The following is a 20,456-nucleotide window of genomic DNA, read 5'->3' as shown; positions in this document are numbered from 1 at the left end:
TTTTTAGCCCGCACAGCCGAAAATTTTGCTAGCAATTAAGCTGGTTCTTTGAATGCCGATCGCCCTACGCTAATAGCTGCAACAACCCTCTCATCTGTTGTGAAGTGTGTGCAGGGGCAATCCTCCGGTGCACGCCTTTCGCCAAAGGGGTAGACACGGGGCCCTACCCCTACAAATTGTTCGCATTGACGGCTTGGTTTAGCGACTTAATCAAATCCGTTGCCCGAACCTCGACCTTGCTGGTCTAAAGCTTTCATGTCAGCATCTACCATTAAATGTACTAACTCCTGAAAAGTTACAGAAGGTTCCCAATTTAATTGCTGGCGCGCCTTAGTCGAATCGCCAATCAAAAGTTCGACTTCTGCAGGCCGCAAGTAGCGTTCGTCAAACTCTACATATTTTTGCCAATCTAAATTGACGTAAGTAAAAGCCAAATCGAGAAATTCCTTAATAGAATGAGTCTCGTTGGTAGCAATGACATAATCGTCAGGCTTGTCTTGTTGCAGCATCAGCCACATCGCCCGCACGTAGTCTTTAGCATAGCCCCAGTCTCGCTTAGAATCGAGATTGCCCAAGTAAATCTTTTTCTGCTTGCCGGCGACTATTCTGGCAACGGCTCGAGTAATTTTGCGAGTTACAAAAGTTTCGCCACGGCGGGGAGATTCGTGATTGAACAAAATGCCGTTGCAGGCAAAAAGTCCGTAAGATTCGCGATAATTTACTGTTTGCCAGTGCCCGTAAACTTTAGCGCAGGCGTAAGGGCTTCTGGGATAAAAAGGAGTTGTTTCCTTCTGCGGAACTTCCTGTACCAAACCAAACATTTCCGAAGAACCTGCTTGATAGAACCGCACTTCTATGCCGGTGCGGTGCTGATAGTCCCGAATTGCTTCTAGCAGCCGCAATACTCCCATCCCTACTGTGTCAACCGTATATTCCGGCGAGTCAAAACTGACTCGAACGTGAGATTGAGCGCCTAAGTTATAAATTTCTACCGGCTGAACTTCTTCCAATATCCGGCGGAGAGTGGTGCCGTCCGTCAAGTCGCCGTAGTGTAGAAACAGGCGTGCACCCTCGCTGTGAGGATCGACATAGATGTGGTCAATTCGATCGGTATTGAAACTAGAACTGCGCCGGATAATGCCGTGAACTTCATATCCTTTCTCTAACAGTAATTCGCTCAAGTAGGAGCCGTCTTGACCTGTAATACCTGTTATTAGCGCTCGCTTACGTTGCGTCATCTGATTTTCCTTTGACAGGCTGTGTTAATTCACAATAAATTTTTTGGCAGAGGCTGTTGCTCCCTGCCGGCCGTATTCTCAAACTCTACGTTAACTGCTTTATAAAACTTACTCAAACTTACCTTTAGTTACCTAAAGCCAGTTGAAGTTTACTTCCTACGCTGTTGGGTAGTGGGCTATCCCAAGATAAGTAGGCTATCCCCCTTAAGCCAAAGGTTATAGAGTTAAGTTTAACACCTAAACCTAAAGTAGTCTATCTAGAAGAACTGATCTTTCTAGATGAATAAGAGATAGGTTTATTTAAGTATTTGCCCCTTTAGTTAAGCTCACAATTCTTCGATGGCATCCAGGAACTGTTTAGTTTTGACAAAGAGTTTGTCACTGATTGTCAGTAGTCAGCATCAGTGGTCAGTAACAAATAAAACTAACTACCGATGGCTGACTGCGGACAAAAATTAATATGCGCCGTTATTTTTGGGAAAAATCACAACTCCAATTGTTTTGAAAACAATCCACATATCCATCCAAAGGTTTTTGTCATTTGCGTAATAGAGGTCGATTTGGACTCGGCGGGGATACGGAATGTCGTTGCGACCGGACACTTGCCACAAGCCTGTAATTCCAGGTCTTATGGTGAGAATTTTGTTGATGTGACGACCGTATCTCGGCAGTTCTTCTTCAACTAAAGGTCTCGGTCCGACGACGCTCATATCTCCTTTTAAAACATTCCAAAACTGGGGAAACTCGTCTAAACTGGTCATTCGTAAAAATCTTCCAATCCAGGTAATTCGAGGGTCTTGTTTCAGCTTGAAATTGTCCTCAAACTCTTGACGCAAATGCGGAGAATTTTCCATGATTTCCAGCAATATATCGTCCGCATTTTCCACCATCGTTCTGAATTTAAGGCAATAAAACCTTTTACGGTTTTTGCCTACTCGTTCCTGTACGTAAAAAATAGGACCGGGCGAGCTTAAGGCGATTAAGAAAGCCAAAAGCAGGTAAACCGGAGCAAACAGGATCAGAACCGATAAGGAAAACAGGATGTCAAATAACCGCTTGAAAAGTTCTCCGTCGAGGCTCTGTAGAGAACGACTTATGCGTCTATCTCCTTGCAGGACAGACCCAAAACCGCGTCTTGCGATCGCTCGAATTACCTTGCCGGAGATTAGTTGGCTGTCGGCAGTCATCTTACTCCTTCACTTCACACCACACACAGTCCTGATCATAAAGCCTCAAGACGCTTTGTTCTCTGAATTATGTTTCCAATACTCAATTTTCTGCCTTCTGAAGGCTTCAAAAGGCAGAAGGAAGAAGGAAGAGGGCTTCTGGCGGCAGAAGGAAGAAGGCACAAGGCACTTATCCAGAGGTCTTCTGAAGGCACTTATACAAAGGCAGAAGGAAGATTGCCCCGCTATGGGGTTCTGGCACTCTCAAGCCCCAGACTCGGTAAAATCACGGGAGTGAAATTCCTGATAGCAGCGTTCCACAAAAGCTATATAGCGCTGCCCAAAAACTTCGGGGGCAAACTGTTCAGCGCGCAACCTGCAGATTTCTGGCCGAAATTTGCCTTGCAACTGCTCAAATTCCTTGACAGCTTCGACTAATGCTGCTGCGGTTTGGGAGGAAAAAAATAAACCAGTCCCTGTCTCTGGGTGTTGGCGAATGTCGAGCACTGTCTCCAAAGCGCCCCCTGCTGCATAGGAAATTACTGGTGTTCCGCAAGCTTGAGCCTCTACCAAAGCAATGCCAAAATCTTCGCAAGCTGCATATACAAAGGCTTTCGCCTCTTCCATATACTTTTCAACTATGGAGGCGGGCTGCCAGCCGAGCACTTGCACGTTGGGTTTGGCGATTTGCCGAATCATTTCTAATTCTGGCCCGGTGCCGATGACAATTAGAGTATGCCCGAGTTGATTGAATGCTTGGACGATCGCACTTACGTTTTTGTAACTTACTAACCGACAAACTGTGACGTAAAAGTCTTGTTTTTGTCGCATCAAGGAAAATCGCTCGATATTTACCGGCGGATAAATCACCTGGGCCCGCCGCCGATAGCACCGCCAAATTCGCCGCGCAGTGTGTTGAGAGTTAGCGATGAAATAATCAACACGATTGGCGGAAATTACGTCCCACTGCCGCAGTCGATGCAACAAATATCGCGTCAGCACACCCTGGATGCCCCGTCCGGCTTTGCTGCTACGCAAATAGTCAAAAGTTAAGTCCCAAGCGTAGCGCATGGGAGTGTGGCAGTAGCAGACGTGCAGTTGCTGGGGACTGGTGAGGATGCCTTTGGCGACGGCATGGGATGAGGAGAGGATAATGTCGTATTCTCGCAGATCTAGTTGTTCGATCGCGATCGGCAGAAATGGCAGATATTTTTGGACACCGCTGCGAGCTCTGGGAAAGTGCTGCAAAAATGTTGTGCCAATCTGTCGCCCGAAAAGATAGCTTTGGGGATTGGCCGATTCAAAGTCGATGAGGGCATAGACATCTGCCTCGTCTACGTGTTTGAGGATTTCCTGCACTACGAGTTCTGAACCGCCAGTAGCTAAGGGCGTCAACCATTCGTGAACTAGGGCGTATTTGAGTTTTTTCACTTGTATTTGTAGCCGATCAAACGATTTGTTAGCGCCAGTGCTGTCAATATTAGTCTTACTGAGGGATAACTTACGCAATATCCCGCCATCAACCAGGTTTCTATGTAGGTATTTAGCTCAAACCAAGGATTTTGGGAATAAGCGGAGTTTTTGTCAAATCAGCCACAGCCAAACTGCACTCTCCGGCAGTGATTTCCCCGATTGTTGACAAGAAATACTATTAGGCGGAATACTAAGGGTGATTTGCGAGCGCCTAAATCTTCGGAACGGGCGATCGACCGTAATGTGGTGTGAGGAAAAAATGTCCAAATTTTTGTGGAAGGGACTTTTAGTTAGTCCGGGTGTATTGGCAGCAAGTTTAGTCATATCTTCGACGGCGCTCGCAGAGCAACCTGTAGAAATTTCCACGGCAGCTCAACCTGATAAATTGCAATTAGCAGGTGCTGCAACCGAGGCAGCCAAGTCTGAGACAGCAAAGCCTGAGACAGCCGAACCAGTGTCACTAGCTAGCAAATCAACTGTTGAAACTATTGAGAAAGAAAGTGCGAACCTCTACGAGGGCTTCACTAACGATTTGATCCCCCCAGTTGCCGAACAAGCAAAAGCAGCGGAAGTTGCAGCAGCAGATTTAGGCGAAACCAAACCCGCAGTAGCGCCCGCAAATTTAAGTCCCGAACAACCTGTCGCGGAGCAAATCCCCGCAGTAGCGCCCGCAAACTTAAGCGAAACGCAACCCCCCGCACCACTGGCTAATTTAAACGTAGAAAAACCCGCCGCACAGCCCGATCGGATTTCGCAATCCACTGATTCAAGTGCCCAACCTCAACAACAGTCTAATGTTTTAGAACAAATCAACCAATACAGCACAGAAGGCAGTAGCAGCGAAGATGCGGCCGGCCAAGTAACATCTGTGTCGCAACTTTCCGACGTTCGGCCCACCGATTGGGCGTTCCAAGCTTTGCAGTCTCTAGTAGAGCGCTACGGGTGCATAGCTGGCTATCCTGACGGCACTTTTCGCGGCAACCGGGCGATGACTCGCTACGAATTTGCAGCAGGTTTAAATGCGTGTTTGGATAAAGTTAGCGAGCTGATTCAAGGCGGTTCCAGAAATCTGGCGACGCGAGAAGATTTGGCTTCTGTGCAAAGGTTGCAAGAAGAATTTGCGGCGGAATTAGCAACTTTGCGCGGCCGCGTCGATGTTTTGGAAGCGCGGGCCTCTGAATTAGAAGCAAATCAGTTTTCAACTACGACTAAACTCAACGGCGAAGTGATATTTGGTTTGGCCGGTATCGCCAGGGGAGATGATGCCGAAGGCCGCGAAGCTGATAAAACCACGGCTTTTGGCAGCAGAGTTCGGATCAATTTCGATACGAGTTTCTCTGGAGAAGATTTGCTGAGAACTCGATTGCAAGTTTTAAATTTGGGTTCGTTTTCTACTAATAATACTAAAACCGCTGAAGGGGAATTGCGGTTTAATGCCGGGCCTTTTGCCGAGGCTAGCAATACGGTAGGTTTAGATGCGCTGCTTTACCAATTCCCTATCGGCAAAAGCACTACTGTAATTCTCGAAGCTAATGCTGGCGCTGCTGATGATTTTGTTAACACTGTCAACCCTTACTTTGACGGAGACGGCAGCTACGGCGCTCTTTCTAACTTCGGTACTCGCAACCCAATTTACTATTTGATTGGCGGTTCTGGCATCGCTATGCGGCATCAGTTTGGGGAAAAACTCGAACTGAGTTTGGGATATATGACCGGCAATGCTGCGGACCCGACGCGGGGAAATGGTTTGTTTAACGGCTCTTACGGCGGTTTGGCTCAGTTGACTTTTACACCGAGCGACAGCATTGCTTTAGGTTTAACTTACGTTAATTCCTACAACGTCGTTACCGGTACCGGCAGCAATGCTTCTAATTTCCCGGTGCGTCTCGCTTCCTTCGGGCTCGACAGCGATAGCAATATGCCAGTTTCTAGCAATTCCTACGGGGCGCAAGCTTCGTGGCAGTTAAATCGGAGATTTGCAATTGGCGGTTGGGCGGGTTACACCAACCAGCGCATTTTATCCAATTTGACTACTCCTACGGGTTCTGTGCAGAGGGGGGATCAAAAAATCTGGAACTGGGCAGTTACTTTGGCTTTTCCCGATTTGCTCAAAGAAGGAAATGTGGCGGGAATTGTCGTAGGTATGGAGCCGCGGGTAACGAGTTCTACTAATCGAACTTTGCCGGAAGATAAGGATACTTCGCTGCACGTTGAAGGTTTTTATCAGTTTAAGTTGAGCGATAATATTTCTATCACTCCTGGTCTGATTTGGCTGACTGCTCCCGACCACAATAAGAATAATTCTGATTTAGTGATTGGGGTTGTCAGAACGACGTTTACTTTCTAGGAGCAGCCCTTGGGGATTTTAGATTTTAGATTTTAGATTGGCAGTTTTAATCTAAAATCTAAAATCGCCAATCTAAAATTGTCCGAGCTGGGGTTTAATGTTTAAACAGAAACGACCAGCTTTAGCTAAAGCTGGTCTGCAAAAATAGTTAAATCCGTTGTGTTCCCACAGTGTTGTTCTCACAGTGAGGAAACCCAAGTTGCACGTTTATTTGCAGCGGGTTCTCAAAGAAATATCATCTCTCTTAAGTGGTACTATAACAACAAAATTTAATTTTGTGTAATAAAACTTTACATTACAGACGCATTTTAATTTTTAGGACGATCGCACTCCCGGTCACTTTGTATAATCAAGCCGATTCAAAAACCCGGGGTTTATCGGTTGCAAACAGGTTATTTTGCGTAAAAACGAGGTTTCGATTGCCGCTCAGCCCTTAATTATCACTTTATATAAATCAAGCCGGAGCTTGCTGCGGTCTACCCCAGACAATTCGCTCCTGCTTGTATACAACCATACCCGGTTTTGCGCCTTTGGGCTTGTATACATATTTCGGTTCTGTATAAACCACCGGGACTTGTTCGCTGTGGCGGGCGCGACTGTAGTAAGCAGTCATGTCGGCGGCAAATTGCAAATCGGTTTCTTCAGCCACAGTACCGGGTTTGAGACGCAGCAAAGCGTGACTTCCGGGAATCTCTAGGGTGTGGAACCACAAATCGTAGTCGTTAGCGGTGCGAAAAGTGAGTTGGTCGTTTTGGCGGTTGTTGCGCCCGATTAATAATTCAAAGCCGCTGGGGGTTTGGTAGCGGTGAAATTCGATCGCAGCATTTTTGTCGGTACTGCGGTAATCTGGTACGTCTAGATATTTTTGCTGGATCAGTTCTTCGCGGATTTCGGCGAGGGTTTGCAAATCTTGGGTGTTGCGGTAAGTTTCCAATACCGAAAGTGCGACTTCAACTTGTTCTAAATAGTCGATTTCTTCCTGTACGGCGGCTAACAAAGGTTCTACGGCAATGCGGGCTCTTTTAAGTTTTTGGTGTTTTTTGTAGAGGGCTTGAGCGTTTTGAACGGCGTTTTTTTCTGGGTTTAGGGCAATGATAACTGGTTTCTCGGTTTCAAAGTCAGGGAGAGAAATTGATTTCATTCCTGGTTCCCAATGCTGCAAATTTGCCATCAGTAAGTCGGCTTGGGATTTGTGGGTGTCTGCGTCTGCTGATTGCTGCAAGCGTTCTTTAAATGTGTTGGCTTTGAGGCGCAGTTTGGCTAAGACGTTGTTGAGTTTTTGGGTAAGCTGATGCCGCAGTTGGGCGAATACTTCTTGATTGATTTCGCCTGTGTAGTAGCTGTTAAGTAATTCTTGAACGGAAGAGAAGGAAGAAGGAACAGAGGAGTTAGATTCGTTTGCAGTTTCTGCCTCTTTTGCATCTGGTGCGGGCCAATCGATTACGGTGTAGCCTTCGGGGGTAAAACTCGGGTGAAATTTCGAGTTTTCTAGGCATTGCAGCCAGTATAGCCAGCGCTGGAATAGTTGCTGCCAGTCGTCGGGATTGAGGCTGTCGGTGGATTGTTCGGGGTCTAAAGAAGCCGATCGAATCATTGACCCAATTAACGCCTTACTCAACCCTCGGTAATTCTTCAACAGATTGCGGTTTAATGGACCGGGAACCAGGCTAATTCGTGATTGCCAGCGGTTTTGAGATTCGCTCAGACTCGGCACTGCATCGGTCAAAGACGGGGGCATTTCGTAGGGTTGCCCGGTTTGGATGGGACGGACGGTGGACTGTTTGGCGCTGACTTGGTGGGCGCAGGTGACAACGAGGTTGTCTTGGGCGGTGAGGATAACGTTGCTGTACTTGCCCATGATTTCGGCCCAGAGGTGCCAGAGGGCTGGTTCTCCGGGGCGTTTGGCGAATTGCAAGTCGATAACTCTTTCCCAGGAGGAAACAGGGGCGATGGAAACTAAGGCTAAACCGCTGAGTTGATGCCGCAGTTGTTCGCTGAAGGTGAATGTGTCGGGAATGCGGGGCGGGGGGTCGCCGACGCAGATGCGGGCGGCCACAGGATGCCAGGAAAGGTCAATCCATCCGCGCCCTTTCATGGTACGCAGCGCCAGGGACACGGTGAAGCGATCGCGCTGGTAGACTTGTTCTAAGCGCGCTGGCAGCCATTGGGCTCGCAGTTCGCTGCAAGTGGCGGTTAAAGTTGTAAAGTCTACGGGTTGCACGGTATTCTCAGGGCGATCGAACTATCTATTTCTATGCTGACAGATATCGGTCACATTTTACTAAATTATATAAAATTATTGTTTACTCTTGCTTTCCGTCCTTCGCTAGGAAAGCTCTTCAATAATTTCGTTAACAAATAACAAATAACTAATAGACATCTCCTAAAAAGCAGATTTTGAATAGGCACCGTGCCTGTTCCACAATAATTTTGGGAGATGTCTAATAACAACTAACTAATAACTTCTCCAATCAATTGCAAATGTTTGTACAAAGGTGCGATCGTATTGGCTGCGATCGCACCGCTAGCAGCAACAGCCGGCAAACCAATTCCCGGAAACGTCGAATCTCCGCAGCAAAACAGCCCCGCTAAAGGTGTTCTCGGCCCGGGAAACAAGCCGCTACCCGCCCGAATTCCGGGCCCGTAGGAACCGCGATGGCGGCGCAAAAACCGTTCGTGGGTTAGGGGTGTCCCAACTAAGGTGACTTCGCAGCGCGATCGAATATCGGGGATAATTCTCTCTAAGGCTTCCCACATTACCTCGGCGCGCGCTTGTTTTTGCAGCTTGTACTCTTCGCTGGTGCGATCGAGCTTTTGCCACAAATCGTAAGGCTCGTTTCCGGGGGTATATGCGTGAATGACGTGCTTTCCCGGAGGCGCGAGGTGGTGGTCGAGGAGGGATGGAATCGAGACGAGAACGACGTTCTGAGGGGCGGAAACGCCCATTTCCCAGTCTTTGACGAAGATGTAGTGACAAGCCAAGTCCGATCGCACTCCGGCTGCATCAATTCCCAGATGCAGGTGCATGAAGCTGTCGCACTCGGGCGTCGCCTGCCGCTGTTGCCGAAACCTTTGCGGGACAGAGGTTTCAGGCAACAGTTTCAGGGTATCCCAAACGGAAGCGTTGGAGACGACGGCTTTGTGCGATCGAATTATTTTGCCCGATCGCAGCCGCACGCCGGCAGCCCGGTTGTTTTCGACCAAAACTTCTGCAACGTGGGAATTTAGCAGCAACTGCCCTCCGTGGCGCTCTAAACCGCGTACCAGGGCATTTACCAAAGCTGCACTACCGCCGATCGGATAGTCCAAAACTGCATTGGGGCGATACCAGTCGGCGAACATGAAAGCGACTTCGGCTGCGATCGTTCCGTCGGCTGGGAGTCCAGACAGCAGGAAGCACAACAAATTCAGCCAATTTCGGACAAAGGGATCTTGGACATTTTTGTCCATAATTTTGCTGAAAGGGCCTGCAAGTGCGATCGCGTCGCCAGCAGTTTGCAGGAAAGCCGGCGCAAATTGGCCGAGGGTAAAAACAGCGCCCAAATCGAAGCGCAAAGCCAGGGAGGGCAAGGCTGTGGCAGCTTTGGCGTAGGGTTCCATGATGCGCTGGAGTTGCCGCCATTCGGCGACTGCTTCCGCGCCGCGCAGTTGTGCGAGCACTTCGCCAAATTGACTCGCACCGACGGATGTGTCGAAATCGCCTTCTGGCAAACAGCAACCCCAGGTATCGTAGGTGATGCAGGGGAGTTTTTCGCCGATCGCATCCAAAACTTGCCGCAGCGGATTCGCAGAAGGGCTGTAGGATAATCCTGAGTACAGCGAGGGCCCGGAGTCGAAGCTAAATCCGTCGCGTTCAAAACCGTGTGCGGCCCCGCCCGCGATCGAATGGCTTTCGCAGACAATCACGTCAAATCCATAGCGGGCAAGCATTGCAGCGCAAGTCAAACCGCCTATCCCGCTGCCGATGACGATGATTTCTGTGTCTGTGGGGGCGATCGCAACCATGTTTTTCTCCGCTACTTCAGCTAATATTATCTCTGTTACCAACAATAAAACTGGTTTGTATATTAAATGGAAAATATATCTATTCTAGAACAAGCCGCTAAATCTAATTCTAAACCATCTTCCAACGCCGTAGTCGCCGCCCTCCTAGAAGCTGAGAAAAGCGCGAAAAAAACCAAAACTCGCTATTCTTTCGAGCAATTAATCGGCAACTGGCAACTCTGCTTTATCACCGGCACCAAAAAGACTCGACAAAAAGCGGGGATTGTGTTGGGTGCGGGACGTTATATCCCTGAGTGGATTGCGAAAATTCAAATTGCTTATTCGGCCGAACCTGTTGCTGAAGGGGAAGCGTCTAGCGAAACCGGCAGGGTGGAGAATTCTGTGCAATTTGGGGCGATCGCACTAACTCTTTCCGGACCGACTAAGTTTTTGCCTAACAATATTTTAGCTTTTGATTTTACCAGAATTACGGTGAAAGTGTTGGGTAAAACTGTGTATCAAGGATTTATTCGCGGTGGAGAAGGGCGGGAGGCGGAATTTTTTAGTTTGAGTGTGGGGAAGCAGGCATTTTTTGCATATTTTATGGTAGAAGATGGGATAATTGCGGCTAGGGGAAGAGGTGGCGGATTGGCTTTGTGGGGGAGAGTTTAGCTGGAAATGTGCGATCCGGAAACAAGAGTATTGATTGGTGTCAACTTATCTGTATTTCTCGTTTGTATCAAAGCGTATATTCCCCTAAATCCTCAGGGCTGTTTCATGCTTCCGACGCCCGCCAGGCGTTGAAACCCCCGACGGAATTTTTCTATTAAGCGGGGGTTAAAACCCCCGAAAAACTTAATAGGGAGTCGCTACAATTGTTATCGTCATTTGTGTTTATTGGTTAGGTGCGATCGCACACAACTTCAAACACTCCCTCTGGAATAAACCGACACAACGCCCTCCGCCGATCGTCCGCATCTTGGCGGTTGACAAAACGCGCAATTGTATAGTGCTCAGCATTCGGTAAAATTCGGACGATCGCCCAAGAATTACGATCGCCCTGCTTTGACTTTTCAGGTGTTTTCGAGATCGAATTTGGGTTGAGTTCGATCGCGGGGCGATCGGCGATCGTCGGAGAATTTGCTTTTCTGAGAGTGTTGAGGTAGCGGGCGATCGTACTACCTTTGAGATTCGCCCCGACGCGCAGAATCAGAAACACCGCATAGCTTTCGATCTCTGGCCCAGTCATGCGCGCGCGATCGGCATCAAAGTCCTCATCAGAGTAGCTGCGAATACCCGACAGCAGTTGCGTCACGCCAAAGTCATCTAAAGCTTGTTGATAGCCGCGAGTATATTCGCTGCCGTCGCTTCCAGGCTGTACCATAGAGATTGCCTCCTTGCTTATTTAGGGGCCAGAAGCCAGCGACGAACTTTCCTAGGGATGACGCTGGCTTTTGACTTGTTCACAGTATATCACTTAAACGCCACATATATGTAACGTAAATGACGTATACTCGACAAGACAGTCCAGATACAGCACAATGACGATCGCCCTAAACAAAAAAATACTGAGCCTCGGATGACCAAACGCTTAACCACTTATTTGGCTGATGGAATCTATGACATCCTCGAAGAGTGGGCAGAGAGGGAACGCCGTTCAATCAGCAGCTTATCAGCATTCCTTTTGGAGCAAGCAGCCAGAGAACATCAAAAGGAAATGCAAAAACAGCCCCCGCCATCGGATGAAAAGCAGGAGAAAAGTTGAGTGAGGTGTGGGCGATCGCTCTCTCAAACAAACTGAGGACTGAAGTTTTTTATTGCTGATTCATGCGCGCGCGATCGGGCGCATAGTGCTGTGCAAAAGCAGTATTGTGGTGCATATTCGACAAAATTGTCTAAAATACTCGACAATGGCGATCGGCTTAAATAAGAAACAATTAACCTCTCATGTCTAAACGCATATCAACCTCGATAGGAGAAGGAATCTATGACCTACTTCAAGAGTGGGCAAATGAGGAACGCCGTTCAATCAGCGGCTTGTCAGCATTCATTTTGGAACAAGCTGTGAGGGAACGTCAAAAACAAATGCAAAAACAGTCCCCACCATCCGATGAGAAACAAGATAAAAGTTGAGGGCAGTTTGTGCGATCGACCTTTTACTCTTTTCCCCGTAGAAGATTATCTATTTCTTCCGGATTCTTCCTGATTCTTCCTTCGCGTCTTCGCGGTTTAATAATACTAAATGAAATTTATTAGAATCGATTTAGGTTGGAGTTCACGAGCCAGCAGTTTGTGCTGTTTGAATTTGTAAAATAACCAATTAGAATTAATAGAGGGCGATCGCCCCCACTGACAAGACTAAATTTGGACATACAGCCAGAGGTTTGAAACTTAAATTTTCGCCCCTCTGCCTACCCCCTATATCTCTGGCCCAAACATCAGATCACCCGTTTCCCGCCGGTATGCGGACAGTGAAAATAGACCCTTTTCCCTCTTCGCTTTCTACCAAAATCTCCCCACCCATCATCTGACAGTAGTGGCGACTGAGTGTCAGCCCCAATCCCGCGCCGTCGTAAGGTCGCGTTGTTGAACAGTCAGCTTGCACAAAAGCTTCAAACAATTTGTGCTGTTGTTCTTCCGACATTCCAATTCCGGTATCCTTAACCGATAAGCAAATCCAATCCGACTCTTCAACATTCAGTAGGGGACAAGCGATCGCCGCAGAATGAGTTTCATCGACAGGCATTGAATCGTCAATCGCCGATCGATCTGCTGTATTCAATTTTCCGCTTCCTTCAATGCGCCTGACACTCAGTTTAACCCTGCCGTTTTTGGTGAACTTAGCAGCATTATTCAGCAAGTGCATCAAAACCTGCCGCACTTTCTTGAAATCTGCGTGCATGATACCCGCAGTTCGATCGCACTCTATTTCTAAAACATTTCCATTTTTCTCTACCAACTGTTTCGCGGCACACGCAACATTGTCAACGAGGGATTCGATGTCAAACTCCTGGATTTCGAGTTTCATACCCCCCGTTTCAATTTTTGACAAATCGAGGATATCGTTAATCAAATCTAGCAGGTGCGTGCCCGCCTTCTGAATCTTGTCCAAGTCGGGTACAAACTCATCGCATCCCGCATCCTGGGCATCTTCTGACAGTAGTTGACTGTAGCCGATAATCGCATTTAAAGGCGTCCGCAACTCGTGGCTCATATTTGCTAAAAACTGGCTTTTAGCAGTGTTAGCGGTGACGGCGGCTTCCTTAGCTTGTTTTAATTCTTTAGTATGTTGGGAAACTCGCTCGATCAGGTGATTGAGAGACGCAGCTAATGAGCCTATTTCATCTTGTCCGGTGACGGGGACTCGCAAATCAAAATTCGACTCGGCGGCGACTTTTTCGGCAATCTGAGTGACGCTCACGACGGGTTTGGCGATCGCCCGACTCGTTTGGTAAGCCACCATTCCGGCTACCACTACCGACAGCAGCATACTAATAATAATTATAGCTTTTTCCATGCCTTGAGCTTCCTCCATCACTTCACCGCCTTGCCCCTCTTGCTGCTGGGCAATATAGAGGATTTTGCTCAATTTCTCAAGGCTGCTGTTGAGCTGTTTTACACCTTCTCCGCTTTCTGTCGCCAACAATTTTCTGGCCGACTCTATCTCCCGAGGTGACAGTTGCGATTGCTGGATTTGCTGCAAAGTTGACTTGAGAGTATCGGCGTAGGATTCTAAATCTTCCGTGCAATCTTGCAGTAAACTTTTGAGAACTTCCGGCTTTGCTGCCTGCCAAGCAGGTTTGCTGTCGGCAAACTTTTCTATACGCAACCGCAGCTCTTTTGCCTGAACAATACTCTTGATAAACTGCTCTTCTTGCAGTTCCAGCATGGCGGAATTATCTACAAAAGAATCTAGCTGCGCTCCCTGCAATTGTGCCGCCAGCGCTGCATCTTTAAAATTTCCGAGCAATTGCGCTTGTAAGTGAGCGTCATTGAATTGTTTTAATCCTTGTCCTTGGTAGTAATCGGCAATCACCAGCCCGCTCATGGAGCCAATAAATCCGATTCCTATTGCCAGAAAATACCCACCACCAATTTTTTTATGGATGGACCAACCGCCAATTTTAGATGGCAACATTTTGCGGATTTTTAAGGATGATATTTCTACAAAATCCTGGCTGGATATGTTTTTGTGTGCGGTTTCTAGAGAACCGACTTGTTCAGAAATAAAGAGCGGCATCAGTTTACCTACCTTGCTATTTTTTTGGTTTACCTTTCGCGGGGTCACAGGTTTTTTCTGCGGGTTAAATGGTTCTAACTCGGAATTGAACTCGCCCTGGCATTCCCAAACCGCAACCGATAAACTTGCTTCGTTCCCTGTTTTTTTGAGCAAGTTAATTTTTGACATATGCAACCACTGTATTCTTTTAAAATCTAGCACGCTCTTAAGTTCTCCAAACGGAAAAGCTTGTCTATTTTCCATTAGACATCTGCGAAAAAGCATCTGAAACTCTTGTCGAGCCCGAGGAGAAACTTAAATTCGGTTGATGTCTAATAGATAATTACCCTGTTGATGGCTGTTGCCAAATTACTTTTTCGACTCGTAAAGGTCAGCAGCAGGCAAAATAAAGAAAAATTTATCCTGGCAGTGTAATGATCCCCGCGTGGAATGTTACAGGCAGAAAATTCTGTCTGATGCGTTTGGCCTGTGAGCTCCCCCAAGCTGATATTGTCTGTTGACAATGCACCCGATTCCTCAGCTTTGGAGTTTTGCTGCCAGCAATGCGACGATTGCTTGACGGTTTTTGTTGATCGTCCGACGACTTTCTAGCACAGAATGTCACAAATGCAGGAGCCGATCGAACTTTTGCACCCTGGCGATCGACTTTTGGCATCGTTGCCCTGCAAAGACAAGTCTGAGGTGAAGTGTCGTTAGTTGAGTATAACTGTAGGGCTTGCGAAAAGAAACCCGGTTTCTGCCAGTCAACTGTTGGCGATTGCGAGTTCTGGAGTGGCGGTGGTCAATTCGATCGCCAGTGCTAGCTTACCGTCTCTACCCAAAGCTTCATCGGCCAAGTGTACCATCCAGCGATTCGGCTTGGCTTGGGGTCTGGCGGCGAGCACTAACGCCCAAGCTTCCCGTTCTTTGCCACGACCCAACAGCGCAGCACAAACAGTCAAAGCTGTGGCCGTTGAACGGCTGATCCCACTTTGGCAGCAGATGAGCAAACTGCCTCCCTGCGACGACATTTTGAGGGCGAAATCAATAATTTTCCGTACATCCTCAAGGGTAGGCAAGATTTGATCGGGGTCGTCAACGGGGATGTCGAGGTCGTTAAACTCCAGGCACATTCGGTTTGCGATTTGATCGAAAGTTTTGGGTTCGGGCACACCCGGACTGCCGATCGAGATCAGGTATTTAATCTGGCGTCGCGCAGGGCGCTCAACAATGTATTCGCTGGCTTCTGCTTGCGAACCAATCAGGATTTTCGGCAGTTTTTCACCCGATAAATCTGGGGAAACAGAGGGCTCAAAATCAACTGTTTCTGCCTGAGTGCTGGCATCCGCCAAGTATTGGGCAGCCAGCGCGCGAACGTCAGCAAATTCGCGATTTAAAGCTGTTTCCAGAGCCAAAATAGCAGCCGTTGAGCCAATTTGACCGAGGGATTTAACAGCGTTTTGGCGCACTCCAGAAGTTTCGTCTCCCAGCAGCCGCACCAAACCTGCCACAGCTTCCTCTGTCCCAATTTCCCCCAAAGCAGCAGCAACTCTCCAGCGCACATAAGATTCGCTGTCGCCAATTGCGCTCGCCAGTCCCGCGACCACCATTTTTTGCAATTTCGCATCTCCCTCTGTATTCATGTTCCCGAGGGCAACCGCCGCCCTGCCGCGCACGAAAATATCTCGATCGGAGAGCGAGCCGATTACAGCCACCATAGCCACCTCGCTGCTGATTTCTCCCAAGGCAGAAACTGCACTGCCGCGCACGTCTGAGTCGTCATGGTTGAGGGCTTGCACCAGCCCGGCCACAGCCGTTTCCGTGCCGATTTGTCCCAAGGCCTCGGCGGCCCTCAAAGAAACTGCATAGGAGTCCGGATCGTCGTGAAGCAATTCTATTAAGCCGGGTACTGCGTCACAATCGCCGATTTTCCCCAAAGCCGCCGCCGCCCTAGCGCGGACGATGTGATTTTTATCTCTGAGGGCATTCAGCAGCCCGGGAACTACCTCCGAGACGCCGATTTTCCCGCAGTTGACGGCAGCCCGCCAGCGCACCTCGGAGTCTTGGTGTTTGAGCGCGTTGAGCAGCGCGGGGACGGCTGTTTTCGGGTTAATTTTGCCCAAGGCCCAAACAGCCCAGGCGCGCACCTTGGACTCTGGGTGCTTGATGGCTTTGAGCAGTGCTGCGGCGGCTGGTTTCGAGTGAATTTCTCCTAAAGCCCAAGCAGCCCAAGCTTGGATTTGGGAATCTTTGGATTCGAGCGATCGGGCTAATTCAATTACTGCTGCTTCGGAGGCGATTTTCCCGATCGCTCGAATCCCATCAAGGCGCACTGCACTTTCTTTGTGGTTCAATGCGGCCACCAGCATCGGAATTGCCCGATCGGAACTTGTTAGGGCCAGCAGTTGAATTTTGAGCAGCGGCGAAGTGGGGATTTTGTCGATTAATTTTATTGTGGCTGTTTGAAATTCTGGCTTTACCGTTCCTGCTAGCTTCGAGCCGAGTTTTAAATTTACTTTTAGTGCTAATTTTACTGCCCGCAAAGCCAGACTTTGCTGTTCTACTTGCGGCAATATAGTCGCCAAGGTGTGCATCCCTTGTTTTTGTTTCAAATATTTTTGATTGAATTGAGCATCGCTGAGCTCGGGTAGCTCTTGGATCAGGTTTGCGGCTGAGTTCACTGATTTATCCTAATATTTTGGCGAGCGGTTGAGATTGCTCTTTTAAACTGTCTTTAAAAAATATGGTGTCTACAAAACGCTACTTCTAAAAAAAAGCTTGCACCCACTTCTAAAATATGTCTTATTCCACTATTTTTGCAACTCCCCAATTATTAATTATTGGGTTTGTTTGGGCAATCACCTTGACAATTAGTAGCGCTTGCTGCTTGACCTCGCTGGGTCTTTCGATAGCCTAACTCTGCTATATCATTTTATCCTCACATCTTGCACCATTGTCAGCAACAGGCAAGATAGCTGTTCCACAAGAAAACTCACCCTTTGTGGAACCGGCATCTTGCCTGTTCATCAAAGCTTATTGAAAATGGTGCAACATCTTATTTTATACCAACTTGGTTTGAAATAGCGATCGGCAGGGTTGACCGCAGCCAACCGGAAACAGCTTGATTGCGGGAGAATCTCTCAACGAGCATAGGGCCCTTTTTTCAAAACCTTAGCCAAAGCGTTATCGTTATCTCGCAAACCTTCGTAAAAAAACATCACTTCTCCTTGAATCCCCTGAGAGCGGTTGTAAGCAATTACTTGCAACAACAGTTCGGGAGTTATGCTATATTTGCTGCCTCGATTCGTCAACAAAATACCGGGCGACACGCACTTTACTTGCTGCCCGCTAAGCTGTCCCCCAATCATTTTATCGACCAATTGTTTGTAAGCATTAAAATCGCGGCGATAAAACTGCGGGTGAAACAGATCGACCAAGTTTTTGTCAACCCAAGCTTTAGAATCTTGCAAATATTCCACCAGTCCCCAGTCATAAGGACTCGGCGACATCGATAGCAACAAATCAGGATTAATAGCTTTCACTTCTCGGTGTAAACGAGCTACAAACTCAGTAATAATATTAGCACGCCACTGCAGCCAATGTGGTTCTTTACAATCCGACGGCGCTGCTTTACCGCATTCTTCTCGATAGCGTTTAACCGTTTTTTCGTCGTAACCGCCTTCTACCGGAAACGCAATGCGATCGTCTCCTTGTACCCCGTTTACCGGATAATTCTTAGCAACTTCCAGCATCAACCCCATCACAAAGTCTTGCACTTCCCGGTCAAGAGAATTCATCCAGTCAAAGTTATTTTTTTTAAGTAAATTGCCGCTGGCATCACGGGCGGTCCACTCAGGTTTTTTCGCCAGCAAATGACCGCCCTTGCGATTGTAAGAACTCACAAATCCGTATTCAAAACAAGGAATAACTTTTAAACCAACTCTCTTTGCCTCAACACATATTTCTGCTAAGGGGTCGCGACCTTGATAGCGCGAGTCAATTTCCACCCCAAATTTTTCTCGCATAATTTTAGAAGGATAAGCCGTATAACCCTGGCTCCAAATTATAGGAAAAATGGTATTAAATCCCGTATCGGCGAGAAAGTCCATTGCTTCAGCAATTCGCTCTTTTGATGTGAGAACTTTGGAGTCCGTGGTGGTTATCCAAACGCCGCGAATTCCACCAGGATTTTTAGTCGCAAACGAACTTGGCAGCGTTGCGGGATTTGGTGCAGAAAATCCAGTCGTCCCCAACCGCTGTTGGAGGGAAGAGGCAAAACTGCGAATTGCTGATTGGAAAGGTGTGAAAAATCGCATTTATTTATTCTTTTTTTCTTTGAAGGTGGGTACTGAACCCGCTACGTTATTATTGATTGGTAGAACCCGGTATTATTTATGGATAAGATGCGCCGAAGAACCGCCTATATTATTTATGAATAAGGTGCGGAGTACGCACCCTACATTCATTGGTAGCACCCGATATTATTTATGGATAAGGTGCGCTGCGCGCACCCCAAAATTGTACTATCCAGCTACTCCAGACAACTTCTGGCTCAAAGCTTCTTTCAAAAGTTCCGCCTTATCAGTTTCCTCCCAAGGCAAATCTAAATCAGTGCGTCCGAAGTGACCGTAAGCCGCCACATCTTGATAGAAACGGCCACCTCTTTCAGCAGGCAAATTCTGCAAGTTAAATGCCTGAATGATGCCCGCAGGACGCAGTTCAAAATGCTGCTTCACAACTTCTAAAAGGCGATCGTCATCAACTTTTCCAGTGCCAAAAGTTTCGATCATCATGCTAACCGGCCGCGCAACGCCGATCGCATAACTCAACTGCACTTCGCACTTTTCGGCCAAACCAGCCGCTACGATATTTTTAGCAACGTAGCGACAAGCATAAGCCGCGCTGCGGTCTACCTTGGTGGGGTCTTTCCCAGAAAAAGCGCCGCCGCCGTGGCGGGAATAGCCGCCGTAGGTATCCACAATAATTTTGCGGCCGGTCAAACCCGAATCTCCTTGAGGCCCGCCGACCACAAATTTGCCGGTGGGGTTGACAAGGAAGCGAGTTTCTGCATCTGGCTTCACGCTAATATCGGCAAACACAGGTTGGACGATCGCAGTCCACAGGTCTTCTTTGATTTTGGCTTGAACTGTCGCTGTGTCTGTGATGTCGCCGATCGTTTCGGTGTGCTGCGTAGAAATTAAAATTGTATCTATGCCAACAGGTTTGCCGTCCTCATAGATGACTGTAACTTGGCTTTTGCCGTCGGGACGCAGGTAAGATAACTGACCGGTTTTGCGGACTGCTGCCAGTTGACGGCAAATCCGGTGCGCTAAACTGATCGGCAGAGGCATCATTTCCGGCGTTTCGTTGCAAGCAAAACCGAACATCAAACCTTGGTCGCCAGCGCCGATGGCGTCCAATTCCTCTTCACTCGATTGTTCCCGGCTTTCGTGGGCTGTGTTCACCCCTTGAGCAATATCGGGAGACTGAGAATCAAGAGCCACCAACACTGAGCAACTATTGGCCGAAAAGCCGTTGTCAGCGTGGATGTAGCCAATATCGGCTATTTTTTTCCGGGCTAATTCTATGTAATTTACCTGAGCTTTAGTGGTAATTTCGCCAGTCAGCAGCATTAAGCCGGTGTTGACGACAACTTCGGCTGCGACGCGGCTTTTAGGGTCTTCAGTCAGTAAGGCATCTAAAATCGTATCTGAAATTTGATCGCAGATTTTATCGGGATGGCCTTCAGTGACGGATTCAGAGGTAAACAGGTAGCGGCGTGACAATGATTATTTCTCCTTAGATAGGGGCTCTTCCTGCGCGATCTCGACGACCGACGAGTTATTTTTCCGGTAAAGGCCAAGAACGATCGCGTCTGGGCTACCGTCGAATTTTTGTCGGTCTGGAGAAGTGTTGAAGCAGGGTTTGAGATTGGGTAAAGTGACACTACTATAGCAAAGTCAGTTCCGGGAAGTCCCTAAAAACTTAGATTTTTTAGGATTGTCGATCGATCTTGGACACCGCTGGTC

General features: G+C 48.0%; 14 protein-coding genes. 4 read left to right on the top strand and 10 right to left on the bottom strand.

Annotated elements, in window-relative coordinates; all coding sequences use genetic code 11:
• Positions 1–206 precede the first annotated feature (206 nt).
• From gmd to QUA57_RS20665, 3 genes are all read right to left on the bottom strand, one after another.
• Entirely contained in the window at positions 207–1,238 is a 1,032-nt protein-coding gene (gmd, locus tag QUA57_RS20675; RefSeq protein ID WP_333042705.1) for a GDP-mannose 4,6-dehydratase, read from the bottom strand.
• Between the two features lie 455 nt (positions 1,239–1,693).
• The gene (locus QUA57_RS20670; RefSeq protein WP_190663127.1) at positions 1,694–2,425 is read right to left on the bottom strand and encodes a sugar transferase; all 732 of its coding nucleotides are present in this window, start codon (positions 2,423–2,425) and stop codon (positions 1,694–1,696) included.
• Between the two features lie 243 nt (positions 2,426–2,668).
• The gene (locus QUA57_RS20665; RefSeq protein ID WP_333063333.1) at positions 2,669–3,835 is read right to left on the bottom strand and encodes a glycosyltransferase; all 1,167 of its coding nucleotides are present in this window, start codon (positions 3,833–3,835) and stop codon (positions 2,669–2,671) included.
• 301 nt (positions 3,836–4,136) lie between these two features.
• Between QUA57_RS20665 and QUA57_RS20660 the strand changes: the two genes are divergently transcribed.
• Entirely contained in the window at positions 4,137–6,224 is a 2,088-nt protein-coding gene (locus QUA57_RS20660; protein WP_333063334.1) for an iron uptake porin, read from the top strand.
• A gap of 454 nt (positions 6,225–6,678) precedes the next feature.
• Here the strand turns inward: QUA57_RS20660 and QUA57_RS20655 are convergent, their stop codons facing one another.
• A complete protein-coding gene (locus tag QUA57_RS20655) occupies positions 6,679–8,445 on the bottom strand; it encodes an NFACT RNA binding domain-containing protein (RefSeq protein WP_333063335.1) in 1,767 nt (588 codons plus the stop codon).
• Positions 8,446–8,675: 230 nt separating this feature from the next.
• The gene (locus QUA57_RS20650) at positions 8,676–10,229 is read right to left on the bottom strand and encodes an NAD(P)/FAD-dependent oxidoreductase (RefSeq protein WP_333063351.1); all 1,554 of its coding nucleotides are present in this window, start codon (positions 10,227–10,229) and stop codon (positions 8,676–8,678) included.
• A gap of 66 nt (positions 10,230–10,295) precedes the next feature.
• On the opposite strand from QUA57_RS20650, the gene QUA57_RS20645 reads away from it, so the two are divergent.
• Entirely contained in the window at positions 10,296–10,880 is a 585-nt protein-coding gene (locus QUA57_RS20645; protein WP_333063336.1) for a hypothetical protein, read from the top strand.
• Positions 10,881–11,109: 229 nt separating this feature from the next.
• Here the strand turns inward: QUA57_RS20645 and QUA57_RS20640 are convergent, their stop codons facing one another.
• Entirely contained in the window at positions 11,110–11,592 is a 483-nt protein-coding gene (locus QUA57_RS20640; protein WP_333063337.1) for a hypothetical protein, read from the bottom strand.
• Positions 11,593–11,787: 195 nt separating this feature from the next.
• Here QUA57_RS20640 and QUA57_RS20635 point away from each other — a divergent pair, with 195 nt between their 5' ends.
• Both QUA57_RS20635 and QUA57_RS20630 read left to right on the top strand, forming a co-directional pair.
• Positions 11,788–11,973, top strand: a complete 186-nt coding sequence (locus QUA57_RS20635; protein ID WP_333063338.1) for a ribbon-helix-helix domain-containing protein — start codon at positions 11,788–11,790, stop codon at positions 11,971–11,973.
• A gap of 182 nt (positions 11,974–12,155) precedes the next feature.
• Positions 12,156–12,341: a ribbon-helix-helix domain-containing protein gene (locus QUA57_RS20630; RefSeq protein WP_332952640.1), complete on the top strand. Its 186-nt coding sequence runs from the start codon at positions 12,156–12,158 to the stop codon at positions 12,339–12,341.
• A gap of 310 nt (positions 12,342–12,651) precedes the next feature.
• Here QUA57_RS20630 and QUA57_RS20625 read toward each other — a convergent pair whose 3' ends face one another.
• From QUA57_RS20625 to metK, 4 genes are all read right to left on the bottom strand, one after another.
• Complete coding sequence (locus QUA57_RS20625) at positions 12,652–14,691, bottom strand: HAMP domain-containing sensor histidine kinase (protein WP_333063339.1); 2,040 nt, start codon at positions 14,689–14,691, stop codon at positions 12,652–12,654.
• Between the two features lie 500 nt (positions 14,692–15,191).
• Positions 15,192–17,108 carry a HEAT repeat domain-containing protein gene (locus QUA57_RS20620; RefSeq protein WP_333063340.1) on the bottom strand — a complete coding sequence of 639 codons (1,917 nt, stop codon included), beginning with the start codon at positions 17,106–17,108 and terminating at the stop codon, positions 15,192–15,194.
• Positions 17,109–17,567: 459 nt separating this feature from the next.
• Complete coding sequence (locus QUA57_RS20615; protein WP_333063341.1) at positions 17,568–18,743, bottom strand: family 10 glycosylhydrolase; 1,176 nt, start codon at positions 18,741–18,743, stop codon at positions 17,568–17,570.
• A 207-nt stretch (positions 18,744–18,950) separates the two neighbouring features.
• On the bottom strand, positions 18,951–20,213 hold the full coding sequence (gene metK / locus QUA57_RS20610; protein WP_333063342.1) for a methionine adenosyltransferase: 1,263 nt from the start codon (positions 20,211–20,213) through the stop codon (positions 18,951–18,953).
• Positions 20,214–20,456 lie beyond the last annotated feature (243 nt).

It is taken from the genome of Microcoleus sp. Pol7_B2 (assembly GCF_036701035.1).
In the GTDB taxonomy this organism is placed as follows: Bacteria; Cyanobacteriota; Cyanobacteriia; order Cyanobacteriales; family Microcoleaceae; genus Microcoleus.
Note: the sequence above shows the minus strand (reverse complement) of the source record. Positions and strands in the feature narration are given on the sequence as shown.

Excerpts from the sequence above, each read along its gene's own strand:
- QUA57_RS20630 (WP_332952640.1), top strand. The coding sequence starts at position 12,156 with ATGTCTAAACGCATATCAACCTCGATAGGAGAAGGAATCTATGACCTA.
- QUA57_RS20640 (WP_333063337.1), bottom strand. The coding sequence starts at position 11,592 with ATGGTACAGCCTGGAAGCGACGGCAGCGAATATACTCGCGGCTATCAA.
- QUA57_RS20625 (WP_333063339.1), bottom strand. The coding sequence starts at position 14,691 with ATGGAAAATAGACAAGCTTTTCCGTTTGGAGAACTTAAGAGCGTGCTA.
- QUA57_RS20645 (WP_333063336.1), top strand. The coding sequence starts at position 10,296 with ATGGAAAATATATCTATTCTAGAACAAGCCGCTAAATCTAATTCTAAA.
- QUA57_RS20670 (WP_190663127.1), bottom strand. The coding sequence starts at position 2,425 with ATGACTGCCGACAGCCAACTAATCTCCGGCAAGGTAATTCGAGCGATC.
- QUA57_RS20635 (WP_333063338.1), top strand. The coding sequence starts at position 11,788 with ATGACCAAACGCTTAACCACTTATTTGGCTGATGGAATCTATGACATC.
- QUA57_RS20650 (WP_333063351.1), bottom strand. The coding sequence starts at position 10,229 with ATGGTTGCGATCGCCCCCACAGACACAGAAATCATCGTCATCGGCAGC.
- QUA57_RS20660 (WP_333063334.1), top strand. The coding sequence starts at position 4,137 with ATGTCCAAATTTTTGTGGAAGGGACTTTTAGTTAGTCCGGGTGTATTG.
- gmd (WP_333042705.1), bottom strand. The coding sequence starts at position 1,238 with ATGACGCAACGTAAGCGAGCGCTAATAACAGGTATTACAGGTCAAGAC.
- QUA57_RS20615 (WP_333063341.1), bottom strand. The coding sequence starts at position 18,743 with ATGCGATTTTTCACACCTTTCCAATCAGCAATTCGCAGTTTTGCCTCT.